At 65.1% G+C, this 18196-nt stretch carries 20 protein-coding genes and 1 other RNA gene; 16 read left to right on the top strand and 5 right to left on the bottom strand.

Annotated elements, in window-relative coordinates; all coding sequences use genetic code 11:
* Positions 1-2: 2 nt before the first annotated feature.
* The 5 genes from mltG to FAZ11_RS05410 are packed head-to-tail and all read left to right on the top strand — an operon-like array spanning position 3 to position 3901.
* Positions 3-1061 carry an endolytic transglycosylase MltG gene (gene mltG / locus FAZ11_RS05430; RefSeq protein ID WP_058773569.1) on the top strand — a complete coding sequence of 353 codons (1059 nt, stop codon included), beginning with the start codon at positions 3-5 and terminating at the stop codon, positions 1059-1061.
* Complete coding sequence (tmk, locus tag FAZ11_RS05425) at positions 1058-1696, top strand: dTMP kinase (protein WP_058773570.1); 639 nt, start codon at positions 1058-1060, stop codon at positions 1694-1696. The genes mltG and tmk overlap by 4 nt, the downstream gene beginning before the upstream one ends.
* Positions 1689-2672: a DNA polymerase III subunit delta' gene (locus FAZ11_RS05420; protein ID WP_058773571.1), complete on the top strand. Its 984-nt coding sequence runs from the start codon at positions 1689-1691 to the stop codon at positions 2670-2672. The genes tmk and FAZ11_RS05420 overlap by 8 nt, the downstream gene beginning before the upstream one ends.
* A 35-nt stretch (positions 2673-2707) precedes the next feature.
* A complete protein-coding gene (locus tag FAZ11_RS05415; protein ID WP_058764591.1) occupies positions 2708-3064 on the top strand; it encodes a PilZ domain-containing protein in 357 nt (118 codons plus the stop codon).
* A gap of 54 nt (positions 3065-3118) precedes the next feature.
* Entirely contained in the window at positions 3119-3901 is a 783-nt protein-coding gene (locus FAZ11_RS05410; protein ID WP_058773572.1) for a TatD family hydrolase, read from the top strand.
* A gap of 219 nt (positions 3902-4120) precedes the next feature.
* Here FAZ11_RS05410 and FAZ11_RS05405 read toward each other — a convergent pair whose 3' ends face one another.
* Positions 4121-5251, bottom strand: coding sequence for an aminotransferase class V-fold PLP-dependent enzyme (locus tag FAZ11_RS05405; protein WP_058773573.1), 1131 nt, complete (start codon positions 5249-5251; stop codon positions 4121-4123).
* A 171-nt stretch (positions 5252-5422) separates the two neighbouring features.
* Here FAZ11_RS05405 and FAZ11_RS05400 point away from each other — a divergent pair, with 171 nt between their 5' ends.
* From FAZ11_RS05400 to FAZ11_RS05385, 4 genes are all read left to right on the top strand, one after another.
* Positions 5423-6064, top strand: a complete 642-nt coding sequence (locus FAZ11_RS05400) for a TetR/AcrR family transcriptional regulator (RefSeq protein WP_058764584.1) — start codon at positions 5423-5425, stop codon at positions 6062-6064.
* A gap of 63 nt (positions 6065-6127) precedes the next feature.
* On the top strand, positions 6128-7096 hold the full coding sequence (locus FAZ11_RS05395; protein WP_058773574.1) for a GTP 3',8-cyclase MoaA: 969 nt from the start codon (positions 6128-6130) through the stop codon (positions 7094-7096).
* Between the two features lie 71 nt (positions 7097-7167).
* Complete coding sequence (locus tag FAZ11_RS05390; protein ID WP_137279168.1) at positions 7168-7785, top strand: DUF4823 domain-containing protein; 618 nt, start codon at positions 7168-7170, stop codon at positions 7783-7785.
* Positions 7786-7796: 11 nt separating this feature from the next.
* On the top strand, positions 7797-8357 hold the full coding sequence (locus FAZ11_RS05385) for a DUF1285 domain-containing protein (protein ID WP_058773575.1): 561 nt from the start codon (positions 7797-7799) through the stop codon (positions 8355-8357).
* A gap of 34 nt (positions 8358-8391) precedes the next feature.
* On the opposite strand, the gene FAZ11_RS05380 is transcribed toward FAZ11_RS05385, so the two are convergent.
* Positions 8392-10041 carry an electron transfer flavoprotein-ubiquinone oxidoreductase gene (locus FAZ11_RS05380; protein WP_058764577.1) on the bottom strand — a complete coding sequence of 550 codons (1650 nt, stop codon included), beginning with the start codon at positions 10039-10041 and terminating at the stop codon, positions 8392-8394.
* 218 nt (positions 10042-10259) lie between these two features.
* Positions 10260-10335, bottom strand: a non-coding RNA gene (locus tag FAZ11_RS05375) — sX9 sRNA.
* 144 nt (positions 10336-10479) lie between these two features.
* On the opposite strand from FAZ11_RS05375, the gene FAZ11_RS05370 reads away from it, so the two are divergent.
* From FAZ11_RS05370 to FAZ11_RS05350, 5 genes are all read left to right on the top strand, one after another.
* Positions 10480-11232, top strand: a complete 753-nt coding sequence (locus tag FAZ11_RS05370) for an electron transfer flavoprotein subunit beta/FixA family protein (protein WP_027599021.1) — start codon at positions 10480-10482, stop codon at positions 11230-11232.
* Positions 11232-12161 (top strand): electron transfer flavoprotein subunit alpha/FixB family protein, encoded by a 930-nt coding sequence (locus FAZ11_RS05365; RefSeq protein ID WP_058773576.1) that lies wholly within the window; start codon positions 11232-11234, stop codon positions 12159-12161. The genes FAZ11_RS05370 and FAZ11_RS05365 overlap by 1 nt, the downstream gene beginning before the upstream one ends.
* A gap of 217 nt (positions 12162-12378) precedes the next feature.
* Complete coding sequence (locus tag FAZ11_RS05360; RefSeq protein WP_058764573.1) at positions 12379-13812, top strand: aminotransferase-like domain-containing protein; 1434 nt, start codon at positions 12379-12381, stop codon at positions 13810-13812.
* Positions 13813-13855: 43 nt separating this feature from the next.
* Positions 13856-14443 carry a hypothetical protein gene (locus FAZ11_RS05355; RefSeq protein ID WP_240043560.1) on the top strand — a complete coding sequence of 196 codons (588 nt, stop codon included), beginning with the start codon at positions 13856-13858 and terminating at the stop codon, positions 14441-14443.
* Between the two features lie 112 nt (positions 14444-14555).
* Positions 14556-15665: a Gfo/Idh/MocA family protein gene (locus FAZ11_RS05350; protein ID WP_058773578.1), complete on the top strand. Its 1110-nt coding sequence runs from the start codon at positions 14556-14558 to the stop codon at positions 15663-15665.
* Positions 15666-15729: 64 nt separating this feature from the next.
* Here the strand turns inward: FAZ11_RS05350 and FAZ11_RS05345 are convergent, their stop codons facing one another.
* Complete coding sequence (locus FAZ11_RS05345) at positions 15730-15897, bottom strand: DUF2897 family protein (RefSeq protein ID WP_074528330.1); 168 nt, start codon at positions 15895-15897, stop codon at positions 15730-15732.
* Positions 15898-15945: 48 nt separating this feature from the next.
* Positions 15946-16401: a multidrug/biocide efflux PACE transporter gene (locus FAZ11_RS05340; RefSeq protein WP_058773579.1), complete on the bottom strand. Its 456-nt coding sequence runs from the start codon at positions 16399-16401 to the stop codon at positions 15946-15948.
* 82 nt (positions 16402-16483) lie between these two features.
* Between FAZ11_RS05340 and FAZ11_RS05335 the strand changes: the two genes are divergently transcribed.
* Complete coding sequence (locus FAZ11_RS05335; protein WP_058768591.1) at positions 16484-17359, top strand: LysR family transcriptional regulator; 876 nt, start codon at positions 16484-16486, stop codon at positions 17357-17359.
* 81 nt (positions 17360-17440) lie between these two features.
* Positions 17441-18139, top strand: coding sequence for an orotidine-5'-phosphate decarboxylase (pyrF, locus tag FAZ11_RS05330; RefSeq protein WP_058764563.1), 699 nt, complete (start codon positions 17441-17443; stop codon positions 18137-18139).
* Positions 18140-18196 lie beyond the last annotated feature (57 nt).

Below are 18196 nucleotides of genomic sequence, written 5' to 3'. Positions count from 1 at the left end.
CGATGCGCAAGGCGAGAGCTCTGCTGACGGCGCTGCTGGCAGCCGGCGGCCTGCTGCTGGTCTTGGCTGGCTGGCGCCAGCACCAAGCGCTGATTCAGCCGCTGAAGATCGACGGCGAGCAACTGTTCGAGATCGACAAGGGTGCCACTCCGGGTGGCAGTCTGTTGCGTCTGCAGGACGAGGGTGTGCTGGATGGCGCCTTCTGGCTGCGGCTGTATTGGCGTTTCAACCTCGCCGGGCAGACCCTGCACAGCGGTGAATATCGCCTGACGCCGGGGATGACCGTGCAGGAGTTGTTCGCGCTCTGGCGCAAGGGCGAGGTGGTGCAATACAACCTCACCCTGGTGGAAGGCTGGAACTTCCGCCAGGTCCGGGCCGCCCTGGCGCGGCAACCCAAGCTGGAGCATGACACCGAAGGTCTCGACGATGCTGCCCTGATGAAGCGCCTGGGCTTGGATGGCGAGTACCCCGAGGGTCGCTTCTTTCCCGATACCTATCGCTATGTGAAGGGCCAGCGCGAGTCGGAGCTGCTGCGCCAGGCCAACCAGCGCCTGCAGGCGGTGCTCGACCAGGAATGGCAGGAACGCGATCCCACCGTCCCTTACAAGGATCCCTACCAGGCGCTGATCATGGCGTCGCTGGTGGAGAAGGAGACCGGCGTACCCGAGGAGCGTGATGAGATCGCCGGGGTGTTCGTGCGCCGCCTGGCCGCTGGCATGCTGTTGCAGACCGATCCCACGGTGATCTACGGCATGGGCGAGCGCTATACCGGGCGCATTACCCGTGCGGATCTGCGTGAGCCTTCGCCCTATAACACCTATCTCAACCCGGGATTGCCGCCCACGCCGATCGCCATGCCGGGACGCGAAGCCATCCACGCGGCCCTGCACCCCAAGGACGGCGACAGCCTGTACTTCGTCGCCCGCGGCGACGGCAGCCACGTCTTCTCCAAGGATCTCGAGGCGCACAACCAGGCGGTGCGGGAGTTCCAACTCAAGCGGCGCGCCGACTATCGCTCGAGTCCTGCGCCGCAGGCACCCGAAACCAAGGACACACCATGACCGGAAACGGCCTCTTCATTACCCTCGAAGGCCCCGAGGGCGCCGGCAAGAGCACCAACCGCGACTATCTCGCCGAATTGCTGGGTGGCGCCGGGCGTGAGGTGGTGCTGACCCGTGAACCGGGCGGCACGCCCCTCGCGGAGCGGATCCGCGAGATCCTGCTGACGCCGGCTGCTGAACCCATGGCCGTGGATACCGAATTGCTGTTGATGTTCGCGGCGCGCGCCCAGCACCTGGCCCAGGTCGTCCGGCCGGCCCTGGCGCGGGGCGCCCTGGTGCTCTGCGACCGCTTCGTCGATGCCACCTACGCCTATCAGGGCGGTGGTCGCGGCGTGCCGGTCGAGCGCATCGCCACCCTGGAAGCCTTCGTGCTGGGCGATCTGCAACCCGATCTGACCCTGGTGTTCGATCTGCCGGTGGAAATCGGCCTGGCCCGGGCCGCCCGACGCGGTGCCCTGGACCGCTTCGAGCAGGAACAGCGGGCCTTCTTCGAGGCGGTGCGCCAGACCTATCTGCAGCGCGCCCAGGCCAGGCCTGAGCGCTACAGCATCATCGATGCCTCGCGCACCCTGGCCGAGGTGCAAGCGAACCTGCGCGCGCTGGTCGCCCGGTTGGAGTCGCGCCTCGGTGGCTGACGTCTATCCTTGGCAGGCAGAGCTCTGGGCGCGGATCTGGCCCCGGCAACAGCATCCGCATGCCTATCTGCTGCACGGTCCCCGCGGGATCGGCAAGCGCGATCTGGCCGAACGGCTGGCCAGCCTGCTGCTGTGCCAGGCGCCCCAGGGCGAAGCCGCCTGTGGGCAGTGCAAGGCCTGCGCGCTGCTGAAGGCGGGAACCCATCCCGATTACTGCGTGGTCCAGCCGGAAGAGGCCGAGAAGCCCATTCGCGTCGACCAGATCCGCGCGCTGGTGGACTTCGTCACCCAGACCGCGCAATTGGGGGGGCGCAAGCTGATCCTGCTGGAGCCGGTCGAGGCGATGAACCTCAACGCCGCCAACGCCCTGCTCAAGAGTCTGGAAGAGCCCTCGGGTGCTACCGTGCTGTTATTGGTCAGTCATCAACCGAGTCGCCTGTTGCCGACCGTGCGCAGTCGTTGCGTGCAGCAGGCCTGCCCGGTGCCCACGCGGGCGGAAAGCCTTACCTGGCTGGGCGAGCGCCTGCCGGAGCTCGACGAGGAGGTCCGTACGCAATTGCTGGTGCTGGCCGGTGGTTCGCCCTTGGCGGCGCTGCGCCTGCACGGCGAAGACGTGCTCGCCCGGCGGGCCCAGGTGGTGGAGGGGGTGAAACGCCTGCTGAAGCGCCAGGCGGCGCCCAGCCAACTGGCCGAGAGCTGGAACGCCGTGCCCTTGCCGCTGTTGCTCGACTGGTTCTGCGAGTGGACCCACGGTGTGTTGCGCCAGCAGTGGGGCGGCGCCGACGGGGAAGCCGCGCCGGACATGGCCAAGGTGCTGGGTTATCTGGCCGAGAAAAGCGCGCCACACGAGGTACTGGCCCTGCAGGAATGGCTGCATGCCGAGCGGCAGAAGGTGCTGGGCAAAGCCAACCTCAACCGCGTATTGTTGCTGGAATCGCTGTTGATCCGCTGGGCCGGCCTGGTGCCTGGACGCTAGCGATCCGCTCGCATCGCCTGTTTCGAGAGAATCTCATGAGTCTGCCGCAGAACCTGGGCCCCCGTAATGGCATCCTGTCGCTCACCATCAAGGACAAGTCGGTGCTCTACGCCGCCTACATGCCCTTCATCCGCAACGGCGGGCTGTTCATCCCGACGGGCAAGACCTACAAGCTGGGCGACGAGGTCTTCATGCTGCTGAACCTGATGGACGAACCGGACAAGATCCCGGTCGCCGGCAAGGTGGTGTGGATCACGCCCAAGGGCGCCCAGGGCAATCGTGCCGCGGGCGTTGGCGTGCAGTTCAACGATGGCGACAATACCGCCCGCAACAAGATCGAAACCTATCTGGCCGGCTCACTGAAGTCGGACCGTCCCACCCATACCATGTGATGCGCCGCCGTCCCGCTCGGGGCGGGGCGTCTCCCGATTCAAGGCTGGTTTTCCGTGCATTTCGTCGACTCCCACTGTCACCTGGATCGACTCGATCTTTCCCTGCATGACGGCTCCCTGGACGCCGCGCTGGACGCTGCGCGCGCGCGAGGCGTCAGCCAGTTCCTCTGTATCGGCGTCGATGCCGGCAACGCGCCCACGGTGCAGGCCCTGGCCGAGCGCTATGCGGACGTTCACTGCGCGGTGGGCATCCATCCGCTGGATGCCGCCCAGGGCAGCGCCATCGATCTCGACTGGCTGCTGGAACGGCTGGCCCATCCCCGCGTTGCGGCCATCGGCGAGACCGGACTGGATTACCACTACCAGCCGGATACCGCCGAGATCCAGCAGCGCTCCTTCGCCCTGCATCTGGAGGCTGCCCGGCGTACTGGGTTGCCGCTGGTGATCCATACCCGTGAGGCGCGGGCGGATACCCTGGCCATGCTGGCCGCCGCCGAGCTGCCGGGCGCCGGAGTGCTGCACTGCTTCACCGAGGACTGGGCGACGGCCAAGGCAGCCCTGGATCTGGGCTTCTACATTTCCTTTTCCGGCATCCTGACCTTCCGTAACGCCGCCGATCTGCGCGAGGTGGCGCGCCAGGTGCCGGCCGATCGCCTGTTGGTGGAAACGGATTCGCCTTATCTCGCGCCCGTGCCTCATAGAGGCAAGGCCAACCTGCCGCAATTCGTGGTGGAGGTCGCCCAGTGCCTGGCCGATGTCCGTGGTGTCAGCCTGGAAACCCTCGCCGAGCAGACGACGACCAACTTCCGCCGACTGTTTCCCCGCGCCGTCCTTTGACCCGCAAAAAAATGGCCCGGGTATCCTCGGATACCCGGGCCGGACCAGCGGTTCGCCGGATGGGCGGACTGCCTGCCTGGATCTCGCCGCGGGGGTCGGCGCGACCAGTCACTTGAGTATTGGTCAGCCTGGGCAAAGGTCCAGCCTGGGCTGGACATTTTTTAAACAGTTTTGGAATAGCGCCGCTCTGGCACTGGGCTTATCTGGCTGGTTCTTGGCTTAGAAGCGCGCCAGCGCCCGGATCAGGTCCAGGGTCTGTTCCAGCACGTGCTCGCTGGTATAGAAGTGCGGCGACAACCGAATGCCCGGTCCGCGCTGGGCGCAGACCACATCGGCGGTCTTGAGGCGCTCGAACAGTTGGCGGTTGTCCCAACCTTCCAGGGAGAAGGTGAGGATGCCGGAGCGGCGCTGCGGATCGAGTGGCGAATGCAGGACGGCACCGGGCAGCTGGCGGATCTGGCTGTCCAGCAGTTCGACCCGCGCCAACACCTCCTGGCCCACCTGGGTCATGCCAGCGTCTTCCAGCAGCGACAGGCTGGCCTCCAGGGCCACGGCGCCGAGCATGTTGGGGCTACCGCATTCGAATCTCATGGCGGTCTTCGCCGGTTGCCACTCACGCTGGCTGTAGTCGCCGGCGTTGTCCAGCATATGCCAGCCGTACTCGTGCAGCTTCAGTTGCTCGCGCAGATCGGCGCGGCAGTAGAAGACCCCCAGGCCTTCCGGGCCGAGTAGCCACTTGTGACCGTCGGCCATGGCGAAGGCGCAGTTGCAGGCCTGCACATCGAAGGGCAGGGCGCCCAGTTGCTGGATGGCGTCGACGCACAGCAGCACGCCCTTGCTCTCGCACCCCTGGCCTAGGGTGGGCAGGTCAAGACGCAGGCCGCTGGCGTACTGCACGGCGCTGATGGCCATCAGCCGGGTACGAGGACCACAGGCGGCCAGCAGATTGGCCTCGGGCGTCTCCCCGAGGGTCACTTCCACCACCTCGACGCCAAAACGCGACAGTGCCTCCCAGACCACTCGATTGGACGGGAACTCCTCGTCGCTGATCACCACCTGGTCACCGCTCTGCCAATCCAGGCCGAAGGCGACGAAGGACAGGGCCTCGGAGGTGTTCTTGACCAGGGCGATGTCGCTGCTCGCCGGGGCGTTGAGCAGGCGCATCAGGCGCTCGCGCAGCCGCTGCTCCAGGCCCAGCCAGGTCGGGTAATTGCGCGCACCGTACTGGCAGTTCTCGGCGGCGAATTCGGTGACGGCCTGCGCGGCGCGTTTGGGCCAGGGGGCTACCGCCGCATGGTTGAGATAGCGCATGGCGTAGGCCTGAGGGAATTCGTGCTTCCAGGAAGACATTGACTCGATCCGTACAATCTGGGTGTGATGGGGCATAATAAGGGGCGCGCCCGCGCGGTTCACCGATCCTGTCGGTCGAGCTCGCCCAAGGTGTGACGAAGTGCCGGTAAGCCGAGGGGAGGCCGGTAGTTCGAGGCCCTATCCCTTTTCAAAAACAACAAGTGGGCTGCCATGCAGAAAGAATCCCGCAAGGTCCGCGAGTTCCGTCGCCGTGAGCAGGAAATCCTCGACACCGCGCTGCAACTCTTCCTCTCCGAAGGAGAAGACAGCGTCACCGTCGAGATGATCGCCGAGGCGGTCGGTATCGGCAAAGGCACCATCTACAAGCATTTCAATTCGAAGGCCGAGATCTACCTGCGGCTGATGCTGGATTACGAAAGGGATCTCGCCGAGCTGTTCCAGTCGGACAACGTCGCCCGGGACCGCGAAGCCCTCTCGCGCGCCTATTTCGAATTCCGCATGAGCGATCCGCAGCGTTACCGGCTGTTCGACCGGCTCGAGGAAAAGGTGGTCAAGACGCGGCAGGTGCCCGAACTGGTCGAGCAGTTGCACAGCATCCGCACCTCCAACTTCCAACGGCTGACCAGCCTGATCGAAGGCCGCATCGACGAAGGCAAGCTCGAGGACGTGCCACCCTATTTCCATTACTGCGCGGCCTGGGCGCTGGTGCATGGAGCCGTGGCCCTTTACCATTCGCCGTTCTGGCGCGACGTGCTGGAGGATCAGGAGGGCTTCTTCCAGTTCCTCATGGATATTGGCGTCCGCATGGGCAATCGCCGCAAGCGGGACGTCGAAACGCCTGTCCGATCCTAGGGTCCGATAGAGGCAAGGGATGCCGTGCCATCCCTTTTCTCTTGTTCTAGTGGAGTGCCCAAGATGATCGTCGACCGCCAGGGTAGGGCGTTTCGCAACTTGCGGATCAGCCTCACGGCGGCCTGCAACTATGCCTGTACGTATTGTGTGCCCAATGGCAAGCGACTCGTGGCTGCGCAGGACGAACTCAGTGCCGAGACCATGGCGCGTGGGGTGGAATACCTGATCGATGCCGCCGGCATCGAGCGGCTGCGCATCACCGGGGGCGAGCCCCTGGTCACGCCGCGGCTGGAGCCGTTCCTCGCCCGCGTGGCGCAGCTCGGCCTCAAGGACATCAGCCTGACCACCAATGGCCAGCTGCTGTCGCGCAAACTCGAATTCCTCATCGATCACGGCATCCGTCGGCTGAACGTGTCCCTCGACACCCTCGATGCCGAGGCCTTTCCGCGCCTGGCGCGCGGTGGTGACCTGGCCACGGTGCTGGCCGGTCTCGAAGAGGCGCGCGCGGCCGGGCTGAAGATCAAGCTCAACATGGTGCCCCTGCGCGGCCAGAATCTCGACCAGGTGCTGCCGCTACTGGACTACTGCCTGGAGCGCGGCTTCGAACTCAGGTTCATCGAACTCATGCGCATGGGCCATCTGGCCAAGGACCCGGTGAGCTTCAACAACCAGTTGGTGCCCTTGGCCGAGTTGCTGGAGATCGTCGGCTCGCGCCATGCCTATGTGCAGGCCGATGCGCCGGTGGATTCCACCGCCTTGCGCTACCGGGTGGAAGGAGGCGGCCACTTCGGCATCATCGCCAACGAAAGCGTACCCTTCTGCCGGACCTGCTCGCGCCTGCGGCTGTCGTCCACCGGCTGGCTGCACGGCTGCCTGTCGTCGAGCAATCGCCACTATGTCGGCGATCTGCTGGACAAGCCCCGCCACCTGGCGCTGCCCGCCTTGCAGCGACTGCTGGTCAAGGCCCTGGGCGACAAGCAAGACCTCGCCTTCTCCGGTGGCGTGACGGTGATGAAGATCATCGGCGGTTGAGTCCAGAGCTGGCGCGAAAGCTGCTAAAGCCTCTGCATCGACGGCATCTTGGCGCCGGGCAGGGGCTTTTCATGATCCAGGGTTTGCGTTTTCTCGGAGTGGCTGCGCTGGCGCTCGGCCTCGGCGGCTGCATGAGCGTCAGCGACATGGCATCGGGTGTGGAATACCAGATGCGCGACGCCGGGCTGCTGGATTACAGCCATACCCAGCGGCTGAACAACTTCCGTTTGCAGGCCGATTCCTTCATCTACATCGCCCAGGGGCCCTTCGTCCCGCCGGGCTATCCCTACGCCCGCCCCAACGTGGTCGCGGAAGAGGCCTTCGATGGCTTCGTCGAGTACTTCCCGCGGGTGCGCCGGGCGCCCAAGCCGGAAGGCTTCGACCAGGCCATGGCCGAGGCGCGCCAGTTCGGTGCCCACTACCTCCTCTATACCCGCTTTGCCGCGGCGGATGACCGCATCGGAACCTGGGAGGAAATGGAGGATCAGGATGATATCGGTCGCGTCGGGCGCGATCGTAGCGTGGTCCAGATGATGCTGGTGGAGGTCGCCACCTTCCGCTTGGTGGATACCGCCCGCATTCGTAGCCGCGGCGGCTTCTTGACGTTCTACGACGAACGCCCGGAAAACCTCTTGGCGCCGGCGCTGCAGCAATACGCCCAACGTCTGCTCGGGTTGGGCCCCAGGTAGAGGAGCGGGACGTGAGCCAGGGTGACGTGACACGCAATCTGTTGGCGCAATTGCCGGCGGTGCAGGAGGGTAGCTTGCCGCCGGTGCACCTCTGGCATCCACCCTTCTGCGGCGACATCGACATGCGTATCGCCCGGGACGGCACCTGGTATCACCAGGGCACGCCCATCACCCGTCCGGCCATGGTGCGCCTCTTCTCTACCATCCTGCGCCGTGACCCCGAACGCTACGTGCTGGTGACGCCGGTGGAGTGCGTGGGCATCCAGGTGGAGGACGTGCCCTTTCTCGCGGTGGACGTCGAGTGGCGCGGTAGCGGACAAGAACAGGAGCTGGATTTTCTGACCAACGTGGGCGATCGGGTTGCCGCAGGTGCCGAGCATCCGCTGCGGTTTGCCGAGCAGGATGGCCAGCCGGCGCCCTATGTGCAGGTGCGTGGTGGCCTGGAAGCCCGACTCAATAGAGCGGTCTTCTACCAGTTGATGGAGCGCGTCGAGCAGGGGCAGCGTGAAGGGCAGGATTGGCTCGGGGTCTGGAGTCGCGGCGTCTTCTTTCCCGTCGCTCCCGCCGAATGAAGAAAGGGCCCCGAGGGGCCCTTTCTTCATTCGCTTACATGTTGGGATAGTTGGGGCCGCCGCTGCCTTCTGGCGCCACCCAGGTGATGTTCTGCGCCGGGTCCTTGATGTCGCAGGTCTTGCAGTGGACGCAGTTCTGGGCATTGATCTGGAAGCGCGGCTCGCCGCCATCGCGGACTACCTCGTAGACCCCGGCCGGGCAATAGCGCTGTGCCGGCTCGTCGTACAGCGGCAGGTTCTGCGCGATGGGAATCGACGGGTCCTTGAGCTTCAGGTGAACCGGCTGGTCTTCTTCGTGGTTGGTGTTGGAGAGGAACACTGAGGAGAGCTTGTCGAAACTCAACTTGCCGTCCGGCTTGGGATAGCTGATGCGCGGGGCCTCGTCGGCCTTCTTCAGGCAGGTGTGGTCCATACGCCGGTCGTGCAGGGTGAAGGGCAGGGCGCCACCCAGCAGGTTGTGTTCGACGAAGGCGAAGGCCGGGCCAAGTAGCGGGCCGAACTTGTGCATGGCCGGGCCGAAGTTGCGGCTGGCATGGAGTTCTTCCTGCAGCCAACTGCCCTTGAAGCCGTCCACGTAGCCCTGGAGTTCGTCGCCTTCGCGGCCGGCGGCCAGGGCGGTGACGATGGCGTCGGCGGCGAGCATGCCGGACTTCATGGCGGTGTGGCTGCCCTTGATCTTGGCCGGGTTCAGGGTGCCCAAGTCGCAACCGATCAGGGCGCCACCGGGGAAGACCATCTTCGGTAGGGAATTCAGGCCGCCCTTGACCAGGGCGCGGGCGCCGTAGGAGACGCGCTTGCCGCCTTCCAGGTACTGGGCCACCACCGGGTGGTGCTTGTAGCGCTGGAATTCGTCATAGGGCGACAGGTGCGGATTGCTGTAGGCCAGGTCGACGATGAGGCCGACCACCACCTGGTTGTCTTCCAGATGATAGAGGAAGGAGCCGCCTGGATTTTCCTTGTCCAGCGGCCAGCCGGAGGTGTGGATCACCAGACCCTGCTCGTGCTTGGCCGGATCTATCTCCCACAATTCCTTGATGCCGATACCATAGTGCTGCGGATCGGCGCCTTCGCCGAGCTTGAATCTCTGGCCGAGCTGCTTGCCCAGGTGGCCACGGCAGCCTTCGGCGAACAGGGTGTACTTGCCGCGCAGTTCCATGCCGGGGGTGTAGACGCCCTCCTTGGGCTGGCCTTCGCGATCCACCCCGAGGTCGCCGGTGATGATGCCGCGCACCACGCCCTGCTCATCGATCAGCGGTTCCTGGGCGGCGAAGCCGGGATAGATCTCCACGCCCAGGGCTTCGGCCTGCTGGCCCAGCCAGCGACAGAGATTGCCCAGGGAGATGATGTAGTTGCCCTCGTTGTGCATGGGCTTGGGCACGAAGAAGTTGGGCACCTTGGTGGCCTGGCGCTCGTCCTTGAGCAGGTAGATGTCGTCGCGCTTGACCGGGGTGTTCAGCGGCGCACCCAGCTCCTTCCAGTTGGGGAAGAGCTCGTCCAGCGCCCGGGGTTCGAAGACCGCACCGGAGAGAATGTGGGCGCCCACTTCGGAGCCTTTCTCGACCACGCAGACGCTGATCTCCTGGCCCTTCTCGGTGGCCTGCTGCTTGAGGCGACAGGCCGCGGACAGGCCCGCGGGGCCGGCCCCGACGATCACCACGTCGAATTCCATGTATTCGCGTTCCACGGCTCACTTCTCCTCAGGCAAAACTCACGATCTGGTTATTTATGTAGGGGTACAACAAAAGACTTCATTATATCTGTGGCGCTCCCTGGCACCCATTCAAACGTTTGTTTAAATTTTCTGCAAGCCTGTTAGACTCGGGAGCGACTGACCCCTGACGGACTGTCGCGTTGACCCCTGCTGCCGTGGAGGTCAACATAGGAAGAATTTGCAACAAGAGCGGCTGACAAAACGTCGCGAGCGGCTGTCAGGTGGGTGTGTGCGGCGCGCAGGAACCGCAGTGTACGAGCGGTACATGAGGATTCCGAGCACCGCACGCACCCGCATGGCGGACGCGCAGTAGGTTTGTCAGCCGCGTGAAGTGTTGGACCGACAGGGGTCGTATCTAACGCAAGGCCGCCTTGGCGTCCTGTTTATTCACCAGAATAAATCGAGGGATTCATGAAGGTTCTCGTAGCTGTCAAACGCGTGGTGGACTACAACGTAAAGGTCCGCGTCAAGGCCGACCAGACCGGTGTCGACCTGGCCAACGTCAAGATGTCCATGAACCCCTTCTGCGAAATCGCCGTGGAAGAAGCGGTGCGCCTGAAGGAAAAGGGCATTGCCAGCGAGATCGTGGTGGTGACCGCCGGTCCCGCCCAGGCGCAGGAGCAACTGCGTACCGCCCTGGCCCTGGGCGCCGATCGCGCCGTGCTGATCGACACCGGCACTGCCGAACTGTCGTCGCTGACCACCGCCAAGCTGCTCAAGGCCGTGGTGGACAAGGAACAGCCGCAGCTGGTGATCCTCGGCAAGCAGGCCATCGACAGCGACAACAACCAGACTGGCCAGATGCTGGCCGCCTTGACCGGCTTCGCCCAGGGCACCTTCGCCTCCAAGGTGGAGCAGGCCGGTGACGGCCTCAACGTGACCCGCGAGATCGATGGCGGTCTGCAGACCGTGGCGCTCAAGCTGCCGGCGGTGGTGACCACCGACCTGCGCCTGAACGAGCCGCGCTATGCCTCGCTGCCCAACATCATGAAGGCCAAGAAGAAGCCGCTGGAAACCCTGACCCCCGACGCCCTGGGCGTGGCGGTCAAGGCCTCCTACGAGGTGGTCAAGGTGGAAGCGCCGGCCGGCCGCCAGGCGGGCATCAAGGTCAAGTCCGTGGCCGAATTGGTCGAAAAACTCAAGAACGAAGCTAAGGTGATCTGATGGCCATTCTCGTCATTGCCGACCACGACAACGCCAACCTCTTCGGCGCCACCCTGAACACCGTCGCCGCGGCCCAGGCCATCGGTGGCGACATCCATGTGCTGGTCGCCGGCCAGAACGCCCAGCCGGTCGCCGAGGCCGCCGCCAAGGTCGCCGGCGTCAGCAAGGTGCTCTTGGCCGACAACACCGCCTATGCCCACCAGCTGCCGGAAAACATCGCCCCGCTGGTGGTCGAACTGGCCGGCAACTACAGCCACGTGCTGGCCGCCGCCAGCACCAACGGCAAGAACTTCCTGCCGCGCGTCGCGGCCCTGCTGGACGTCGACCAGATCTCCGAGATCATCGCCGTCGAATCCGCCGATACCTTCAAGCGGCCGATCTATGCCGGCAACGCTATCGCTACCGTGCGTTCCACCGCCCCGATCAAGGTGATCACCGTGCGCGCCACCGGTTTCGATCCGGTCGCCGCCGAGGGTGGTTCCGCCGCCATCGAGGCCGTGAGCGCGGTCAAGGACGCCGGCATCTCCAGCTTCGTCGGCGAAGAGCTGGCCAAGTCCGACCGTCCCGAGCTGGGCGCCGCCAAGGTGGTGGTCTCCGGTGGCCGCGGTCTGCAGAACGGTGACAACTTCAAGATCCTCTACGCCCTGGCCGACAAGCTGGGCGCGGCGGTGGGTGCCTCGCGCGCCGCGGTGGACGCCGGCTTCGTGCCCAACGACATGCAGGTCGGCCAGACCGGCAAGATCGTCGCCCCGCAGCTGTACATCGCCGTGGGCATCTCCGGTGCCATCCAGCACCTGGCGGGCATGAAGGACTCCAAGGTGATCGTCGCGATCAACAAGGACGAGGAGGCACCGATCTTCCAAGTGGCCGACTACGGCCTGGTGGGCGATCTGTTCGAGCTGGTGCCGGAGCTGGAAAAGGCTATCTAAGGCTCTTCCGCTCGCAAAAGCCCGCCCTTTGGCGGGCTTTTTCATGGGCGCGCCAATGCTTAGCGTAGAGCCTCTGGCACCGAGCAGGAGCCTTCCGCTGCTTTGTCGTTTTTGGACATTGCCGCGTTGGGAATGGAAGCGTTAAGGTCAGTACCAGCTGTACCGGTATACCTTCAGGGTAGCCTGCTACTGTTCCGCTCTCGTCCAGGAAGACGCCATGACCAACCTGTTGCTCTACCAGCGCATCGCCCAGCAACTGGCGAACGACATCCGCACCGGGGTCTACAAGCCCGGTGAGCGGGTGCCTTCGGTGCGCAAGTTGAGCCAGCAACTGGGGGTGAGCCATGCCAGCGTCCTGCAGGCCTACGCGACCCTGGAAGACCAGGGCCTGATCCGCGCGCGGCCACAGTCGGGTTTCTACGTGCATCAGACCCCCGCCCTGACCGCGCCGACGCCGGACATCGCCACCGTGGAGCGGCCGAGCCTGGTGACCCGTGCCGGGATCATCAACCAGGTGCTGGCCGAATCGCGCCGCGAGGGCGTGGTGCCCCTGGGCATGGCGGTGCCCCAGCCCGACTATCTGCCGCTGCGCGCGTTGCACCAGCAGCTGTCCAAGGTGACCCGCTTCCAGGCCCGGGCAGCCTTTTCCTATCTACACAGTCCGGGCTTCGAGCCCTTGCGCCGCCAGGTGGCGATTCGCCTGCGCGATGCGGGGGTGGTGGTGGGCCCGGAAGAGGTGGTGATTACCCATGGCTGCGTGGATGCCCTGCAGATGTCGTTGCGGGTGCTGACCAAGCCGGGCGATCTGATCGCCACCGAGTCACCGTCCTATTACGGGCTGCTGCAATTGGCCGAGGTGCTGGGCCTCAAGGTGATCGAGATTCCCTGTGATCCCGACACCGGGCTCAGCGTGGAGGCGTTGCAACTGGCGGCTAGCCAATGGCCGGTCAAGGCCCTGGTGGTGGCCGCCCGCCTGAGCAACCCGCTGGGTGGCAGCATGCCGGAGGCGCGGCAGAAGCAGCTGCTCCGGCTGGCGGCGGAGCGCAACATCGCCATCGTCGAAGACGACATCTATGGCGAGCTAACCTATGACAGTGGCTCCAAGGCGCTCAAGGCCCTCGATAAGCAGGGGCGCGTCATCTATTGCTCGAGCTTTTCCAAGACCATCTCGCCGGGGGTGCGCATCGGTTGGGTGGTGGCCGGTCCCTACCAGGACGACATCTGCCGGCTGCAGACCTTTACCACCCACTCCGCTTGCAGCGTGACCCAGATGGGGGTGTCCGCCTACCTGGAAAACGGCGGCTATGACCGCCACCTGCGCGCCATCCGCCAGGAATACCGGCGCAACATGACCGCCTTCCAGCTGGCGATCCAGGAACATTTCCCCGAGGGCACCCAGATGAGTCGCCCCAATGGCGGCTTCATCCTCTGGGTCAGCCTGCCGGTGCGGGTGGATACGCGCCTGCTGCACCAGCGAGCGCTGGATCAGGGGGTAAGCATCGCGCCGGGCATGATCTTCAGCAACACCGACCAGTTCAACCACTGCATTCGCCTCAACTGCGGGCTGCCCTGGGGCCGCGATGCCCAGCGGGCGCTGATGACCCTCGGCCTGCTCGCTCGTCAGCTCTGCCAGGAAACCCTGGCCGCCTAGCGGAATAGCTGGAACCCGCTCCACAACGCTCGGGTCGGTTGTAGTGACTGATCCTGCCGCGCTCCCGGTCGAGGCGCGGCGCCTAGTGGACGGTGAACCTATGCGCGGATACGGGGCTGTGCCGGTGGTGGCGTTGCTGTTGCTCATGTCGGGTTGCGATAACGACTCGCCGCCTGCAACGGCCAAGGCACCTTCGGCTGTCGATTCCCCTGCTGCGACCGCGCCGCCGCCTGTGGTGAGCGAACGGCAGAACAGCGCCGCCGACCTGCGTGCCCTGCGCCTGGATCCGCTGCCGGCAAAGGCTTTCGACTTGCCTGCGCCGCCACCGAAGAAAAAGGACTTGGCCAAGAACACCCAGCTGAAAAAGCCTGCTTCGACCAAAGAGGTCCCCGTCGTCCAGCGCCCCCTGGATCTCAGCGTTCCCAGCGAGGCCGCCAAGCCGCAAACCCTGATGTCGCGGCAAGTCACGCCAAAGCAATCCGAGAAGGCCCTTGCCGAAGCCGGCCTACTGCCGGAAATGTTCCATCGGGATGACAACGCCGGGCGTTTCGAGCTAGGTGGACGCGTGATCAGCCGTGATCGCAGCGACGATTTCGAAGGAGCGGAAGTCGAGCTGCGCTTTCGTCGCTAGTTATCCGCGACCGGGCGCCGCTGCTGAACATGGCCTCGGAACTTCATCGCCCTTCCGCTTGCCGACAGTTCAGGTGGCGGACAGCTCGTCTGCCTGAATTCGGGAGCTTTCCATGCCCAGTGCGACAGGCAAGATTCGTTATGCAGTGGTAGGTGGCGGTTGGATTTCCCAGGGCGCCTTCATGCCCGGGGTGGGCCAGACCGACAATTCGGAGATGACCGCCCTGGTCACCGGCGACCCCATCAAGGCGCGGGACCTGGCGGCCAAGTACGGACTCAAGAGCTATACCTACGAGGAATTCCCGACCCTGCTCAAGTCGGGCGAGATCGATGCGATCTACTTGGCGACTCCCAATTTTCGCCATCTGGAATTCGCGGTACCGGCGCTGGAAGCCGGCATTCACGTCTTGCTGGAAAAGCCGATGGCGATCAGCGAAGCGGAGTGCCGCGCGATCAACGCCGCGGCCGAACGCTCCGGTGCCAAGCTGATGATCGCCTATCGGCTGCATTGCGAGCCGGGTACGGTGGAGATGATCGAACGGGTGCGCAATGGCGAGATCGGCGATCCGCGGCTGTTCACCTCGACCTTCGCCCAACCGCTCGACACCGCCAATCACCGCGCCCAGCATGGTTTCTGGGCGGGCCCGGTCACCGACATGGGGCCCTATCCGCTCAATGCCGTGCGCTCGCTATTCGCCGACGAGCCCATCGAGGTCACTGCGGTCGGCGCGCGGACGCCCGGGCGCGATGTCACTACCTGGGACGCTGTAACCGTGACGCTGCGTTTTCCCGAAGAGCGGCTGGCCAGTTTCACCGTCAGTTTCAGCGGGCCCAATACCGAGCGCTTCCAACTGGTCGGCAGCAAGGGCGAGATCGAGGCCTCGCCGTGCTTCGGTTTCGGTGAGGGCGTCGCCATCGGCTATCGCCTGACGGTGGGCGGCGAAACCTCGGAGCACAAGGCGCCGGTGGTCGATCACTTCGGCGGCGAGACGGCCTATTTTTCCGACTGCATCCTCAAGGATCGCCAACCGGAGATGGATGGCGAAGAGGGTTGGCGGGACGTGCGGGTACTGGCAGCTATCGAGCGGGCCCTGGAGAGCGGTGAGACGCAGCGCCTGGAGCCCTTGCCCAAGCGCCAGGGGCCGACCCGTGAGCAGGTAAGAAGCCTACCGCTGGCCAAGGTGCCCGAGTACGTCAATACCAAGGAGCCGCTGGAGTCCTGATGCAACGAGGCCCTGCCACACGCGGGTGTAACAGGGCCTCTTCTGCTGGAGCCTGGACGCACGATCAGCGGTCTTGGGCCTCCTTGGCGTCCATCTCGGCATTGCGCTGCCGGATCTTGGCTTTTTGTTCTTCGGTCAGGGGCACCTTACGGGCGGTGTCCTTGAGCATCAGTAGGCTGCCGACCACGGAGCCTACGGCGATCAGCAGGATCAACCAGGCGTACCAGGGCATCTGTCTTCTCCTTGAGTGGCTATACGACTTCGACCACGGCAAAGCTTATCAGTGCGCCTGGCATGGGGTGTTCGTGCGTTTGCGCCAGGCGGCGTAACCCAGGTCGTAGAGCCAGTTGAAGGCCAGGGTGTAGGGCAAGAAGAACAGCAGCAGCCCCAGGTCCAGCAGCAAGGCTTCCCAGAGACCGATGGACAGCCACCAGGCGGCGAGCGGTACCAGCATCACCACCAGTCCGCCTTCGAAGCAAAAGGCGTGCAGCAGGCGGATGGACAGGCCACGAGTGAAGCCCAGGCGGCGCTGCAGATGGTCGAAGGCCAGGTTGAAGACCAGATTCCAGAGCATGGCGACGGCGGAGAAGGCCGCGGTGAGCAGACCCAGGTGTACCAGGGGTTTTTCCAGCAGCCAGGCCAGGGTCGGCGCGCAGAGCAGGATGGCGATGCCTTCGAACAGCACGGCATGCAGCAGGCGGGCGCCGGAGGAACGCTGGGTGAGAGCGATGGACATAGGGCATCTCCCAAGTGGACAGGCTGCTAGTCTCATCGGCTAAGCTTGGGGGATCAAAGTGGATTCCATAGGCTGAGCCGATATGTATCCCAATGCCGAAGCCCTGGAAGCCTTCGTCGAAGCGGCTGCCGCAGGCTCTTTCAGTGCTGCCGCGCGGACGCTGGGCAAGCGGCAGTCCAGCATCAGCGAGAGCATCGCCCGCCTGGAGGACGAGCTGGGGGTGGTGCTGTTCGATCGCCAGGGACGCTATCCGGTGCTCACGGTGGCAGGTGAGCAACTGCTCGACCAGGCCCGCGCCGTGCTGTCGGCCCACGACCGGCTGGCCAATCGGGCTACCCAACTGGCCGCGGGGGTGGAGCCGCGGCTGACCCTGGTGATCTCCGATACCTATCAGCCCACCCGTTACGAGGCGCTGTTGGTGGAGTTGGACCAGCGCTATCCGGATCTCGAATTCGAATGCCTGATCGCCGAGGACGCCGATGTGCTCAGCCTGGTGCAAGGGCGGGCGGATCTGGGCCTTCTGGCCGCGCAGCCGCCCTATCCTGCGGACATCGAGTTCGCCACCCTGGATGGCCTGGTGGCGCTGGGGCTCTATGTGGCGACCAAGCATCCCTTGGCGGGGCGGCAGGGGCTCACCCAGGCGGATCTCGCGCCCTATCGGCTGTTGCGCCTGAGTACCGTGACCGAGGCGCCGTCCCAGCCCTGTCGCCTGCCGGATACCCGTGGCCGTTGCTGGTCCGCGCCCGACTACCTGCTGCTGCTAGACATGGCGGTGCAGGGCTTCGGCTGGGCCGAACTGCCGCACTGGGTCGTGGCGGGATTCGGCCAGGAGCGCCTGGTGGAGCTGGCGGTGCCGGGCTGGCCGCAACGGGTAGCGGTGGATGTGGTCTGGTCGCGCCGCAGGCCGCTGGGGCCGGCGGGCAATTGGTTGCGGGAACGGCTGCTACGGCCGAATTGAGGCAACTTGGGCAGCTGCCAAGTGCCCGCGCGGCGCTTTTCTGCGAAAATGCCGGCCTTTGCCGTTTTACCGAGAGCCCCCATGTCCGCCTGTTCGTCTCCGATCATCGTCGCCCTGGATTTCCCTTCGTCGTCCGCCGCCCTGGCCCTGGCCGACCGGCTCGACCCCGCCACCTGCCGGGTCAAGGTCGGCAAGGAGCTGTTCACCGCCAGCGCCGCCGGGGTGGTGGAGGCGCTGCGTAAGCGCGGCTTCGAGGTCTTTCTCGATCTGAAATTCCATGACATTCCCAACACCACTGCCATGGCGGTCAAGGCCGCGGCGGAAATGGGCGTCTGGATGGTCAACGTCCACTGCTCGGGCGGCCTGCGCATGATGACCGCCTGTCGCGAGACCCTGGAAGCCTTCCAGGGACCCAAGCCGTTGCTGATCGGCGTGACCGTGCTGACCAGCATGGAGCGCGAGGACCTGGCCGACATCGGCCTGGACGTGGATCCCCAGGAGCAGGTCCTGCGCCTGGCCGGCCTGGCCGCGCGTGCCGGTCTGGACGGCCTGGTGTGCTCGGCCCAGGAAGCGCCGGCGCTCAAGGCCGCGCAACCGGCGCTGCAACTGGTCACCCCCGGCATCCGCCCGGCCGGCAGTGCCCTGGACGACCAGCGCCGCATCCTCACCCCACGCGAAGCCCTGGATGCCGGCTCCGACTACCTGGTGATCGGTCGCCCCATCGCCCGAGCGGCCGATCCGGCGCGGGCGGTGGAAGAGATTCTCGCCAGCCTGAAATAAGCGCTAAAACTCCTCGCCTGCGGGTATCGGCAAAAGGTGCTGCTATTCTCGTCTTGC

The organism is Pseudomonas rhizoryzae (assembly GCF_005250615.1).
Lineage (GTDB): Bacteria > Pseudomonadota > Gammaproteobacteria > Pseudomonadales > Pseudomonadaceae > Chryseomonas > Chryseomonas rhizoryzae.
The sequence above is the reverse complement of the archived record's forward strand: the minus strand, read 5'-3'. Positions and strand labels throughout refer to the sequence as shown.

What these genes read in the sequence shown, in the direction of transcription:
- mltG (WP_058773569.1), top strand. Translation starts at nt 3, where the DNA reads ATGCGCAAGGCGAGAGCTCTGCTGACGGCGCTGCTGGCAGCCGGCGGC.
- tmk (WP_058773570.1), top strand. Translation starts at nt 1,058, where the DNA reads ATGACCGGAAACGGCCTCTTCATTACCCTCGAAGGCCCCGAGGGCGCC.
- FAZ11_RS05415 (WP_058764591.1), top strand. Translation starts at nt 2,708, where the DNA reads ATGAGTCTGCCGCAGAACCTGGGCCCCCGTAATGGCATCCTGTCGCTC.
- FAZ11_RS05405 (WP_058773573.1), bottom strand. Translation starts at nt 5,251, where the DNA reads ATGTCTTCCTGGAAGCACGAATTCCCTCAGGCCTACGCCATGCGCTAT.
- FAZ11_RS05400 (WP_058764584.1), top strand. Translation starts at nt 5,423, where the DNA reads ATGCAGAAAGAATCCCGCAAGGTCCGCGAGTTCCGTCGCCGTGAGCAG.
- FAZ11_RS05395 (WP_058773574.1), top strand. Translation starts at nt 6,128, where the DNA reads ATGATCGTCGACCGCCAGGGTAGGGCGTTTCGCAACTTGCGGATCAGC.
- FAZ11_RS05390 (WP_137279168.1), top strand. Translation starts at nt 7,168, where the DNA reads ATGATCCAGGGTTTGCGTTTTCTCGGAGTGGCTGCGCTGGCGCTCGGC.
- FAZ11_RS05370 (WP_027599021.1), top strand. Translation starts at nt 10,480, where the DNA reads ATGAAGGTTCTCGTAGCTGTCAAACGCGTGGTGGACTACAACGTAAAG.
- FAZ11_RS05365 (WP_058773576.1), top strand. Translation starts at nt 11,232, where the DNA reads ATGGCCATTCTCGTCATTGCCGACCACGACAACGCCAACCTCTTCGGC.
- FAZ11_RS05360 (WP_058764573.1), top strand. Translation starts at nt 12,379, where the DNA reads ATGACCAACCTGTTGCTCTACCAGCGCATCGCCCAGCAACTGGCGAAC.
- FAZ11_RS05350 (WP_058773578.1), top strand. Translation starts at nt 14,556, where the DNA reads ATGCCCAGTGCGACAGGCAAGATTCGTTATGCAGTGGTAGGTGGCGGT.
- FAZ11_RS05345 (WP_074528330.1), bottom strand. Translation starts at nt 15,897, where the DNA reads ATGCCCTGGTACGCCTGGTTGATCCTGCTGATCGCCGTAGGCTCCGTG.
- FAZ11_RS05340 (WP_058773579.1), bottom strand. Translation starts at nt 16,401, where the DNA reads ATGTCCATCGCTCTCACCCAGCGTTCCTCCGGCGCCCGCCTGCTGCAT.
- FAZ11_RS05335 (WP_058768591.1), top strand. Translation starts at nt 16,484, where the DNA reads ATGTATCCCAATGCCGAAGCCCTGGAAGCCTTCGTCGAAGCGGCTGCC.
- pyrF (WP_058764563.1), top strand. Translation starts at nt 17,441, where the DNA reads ATGTCCGCCTGTTCGTCTCCGATCATCGTCGCCCTGGATTTCCCTTCG.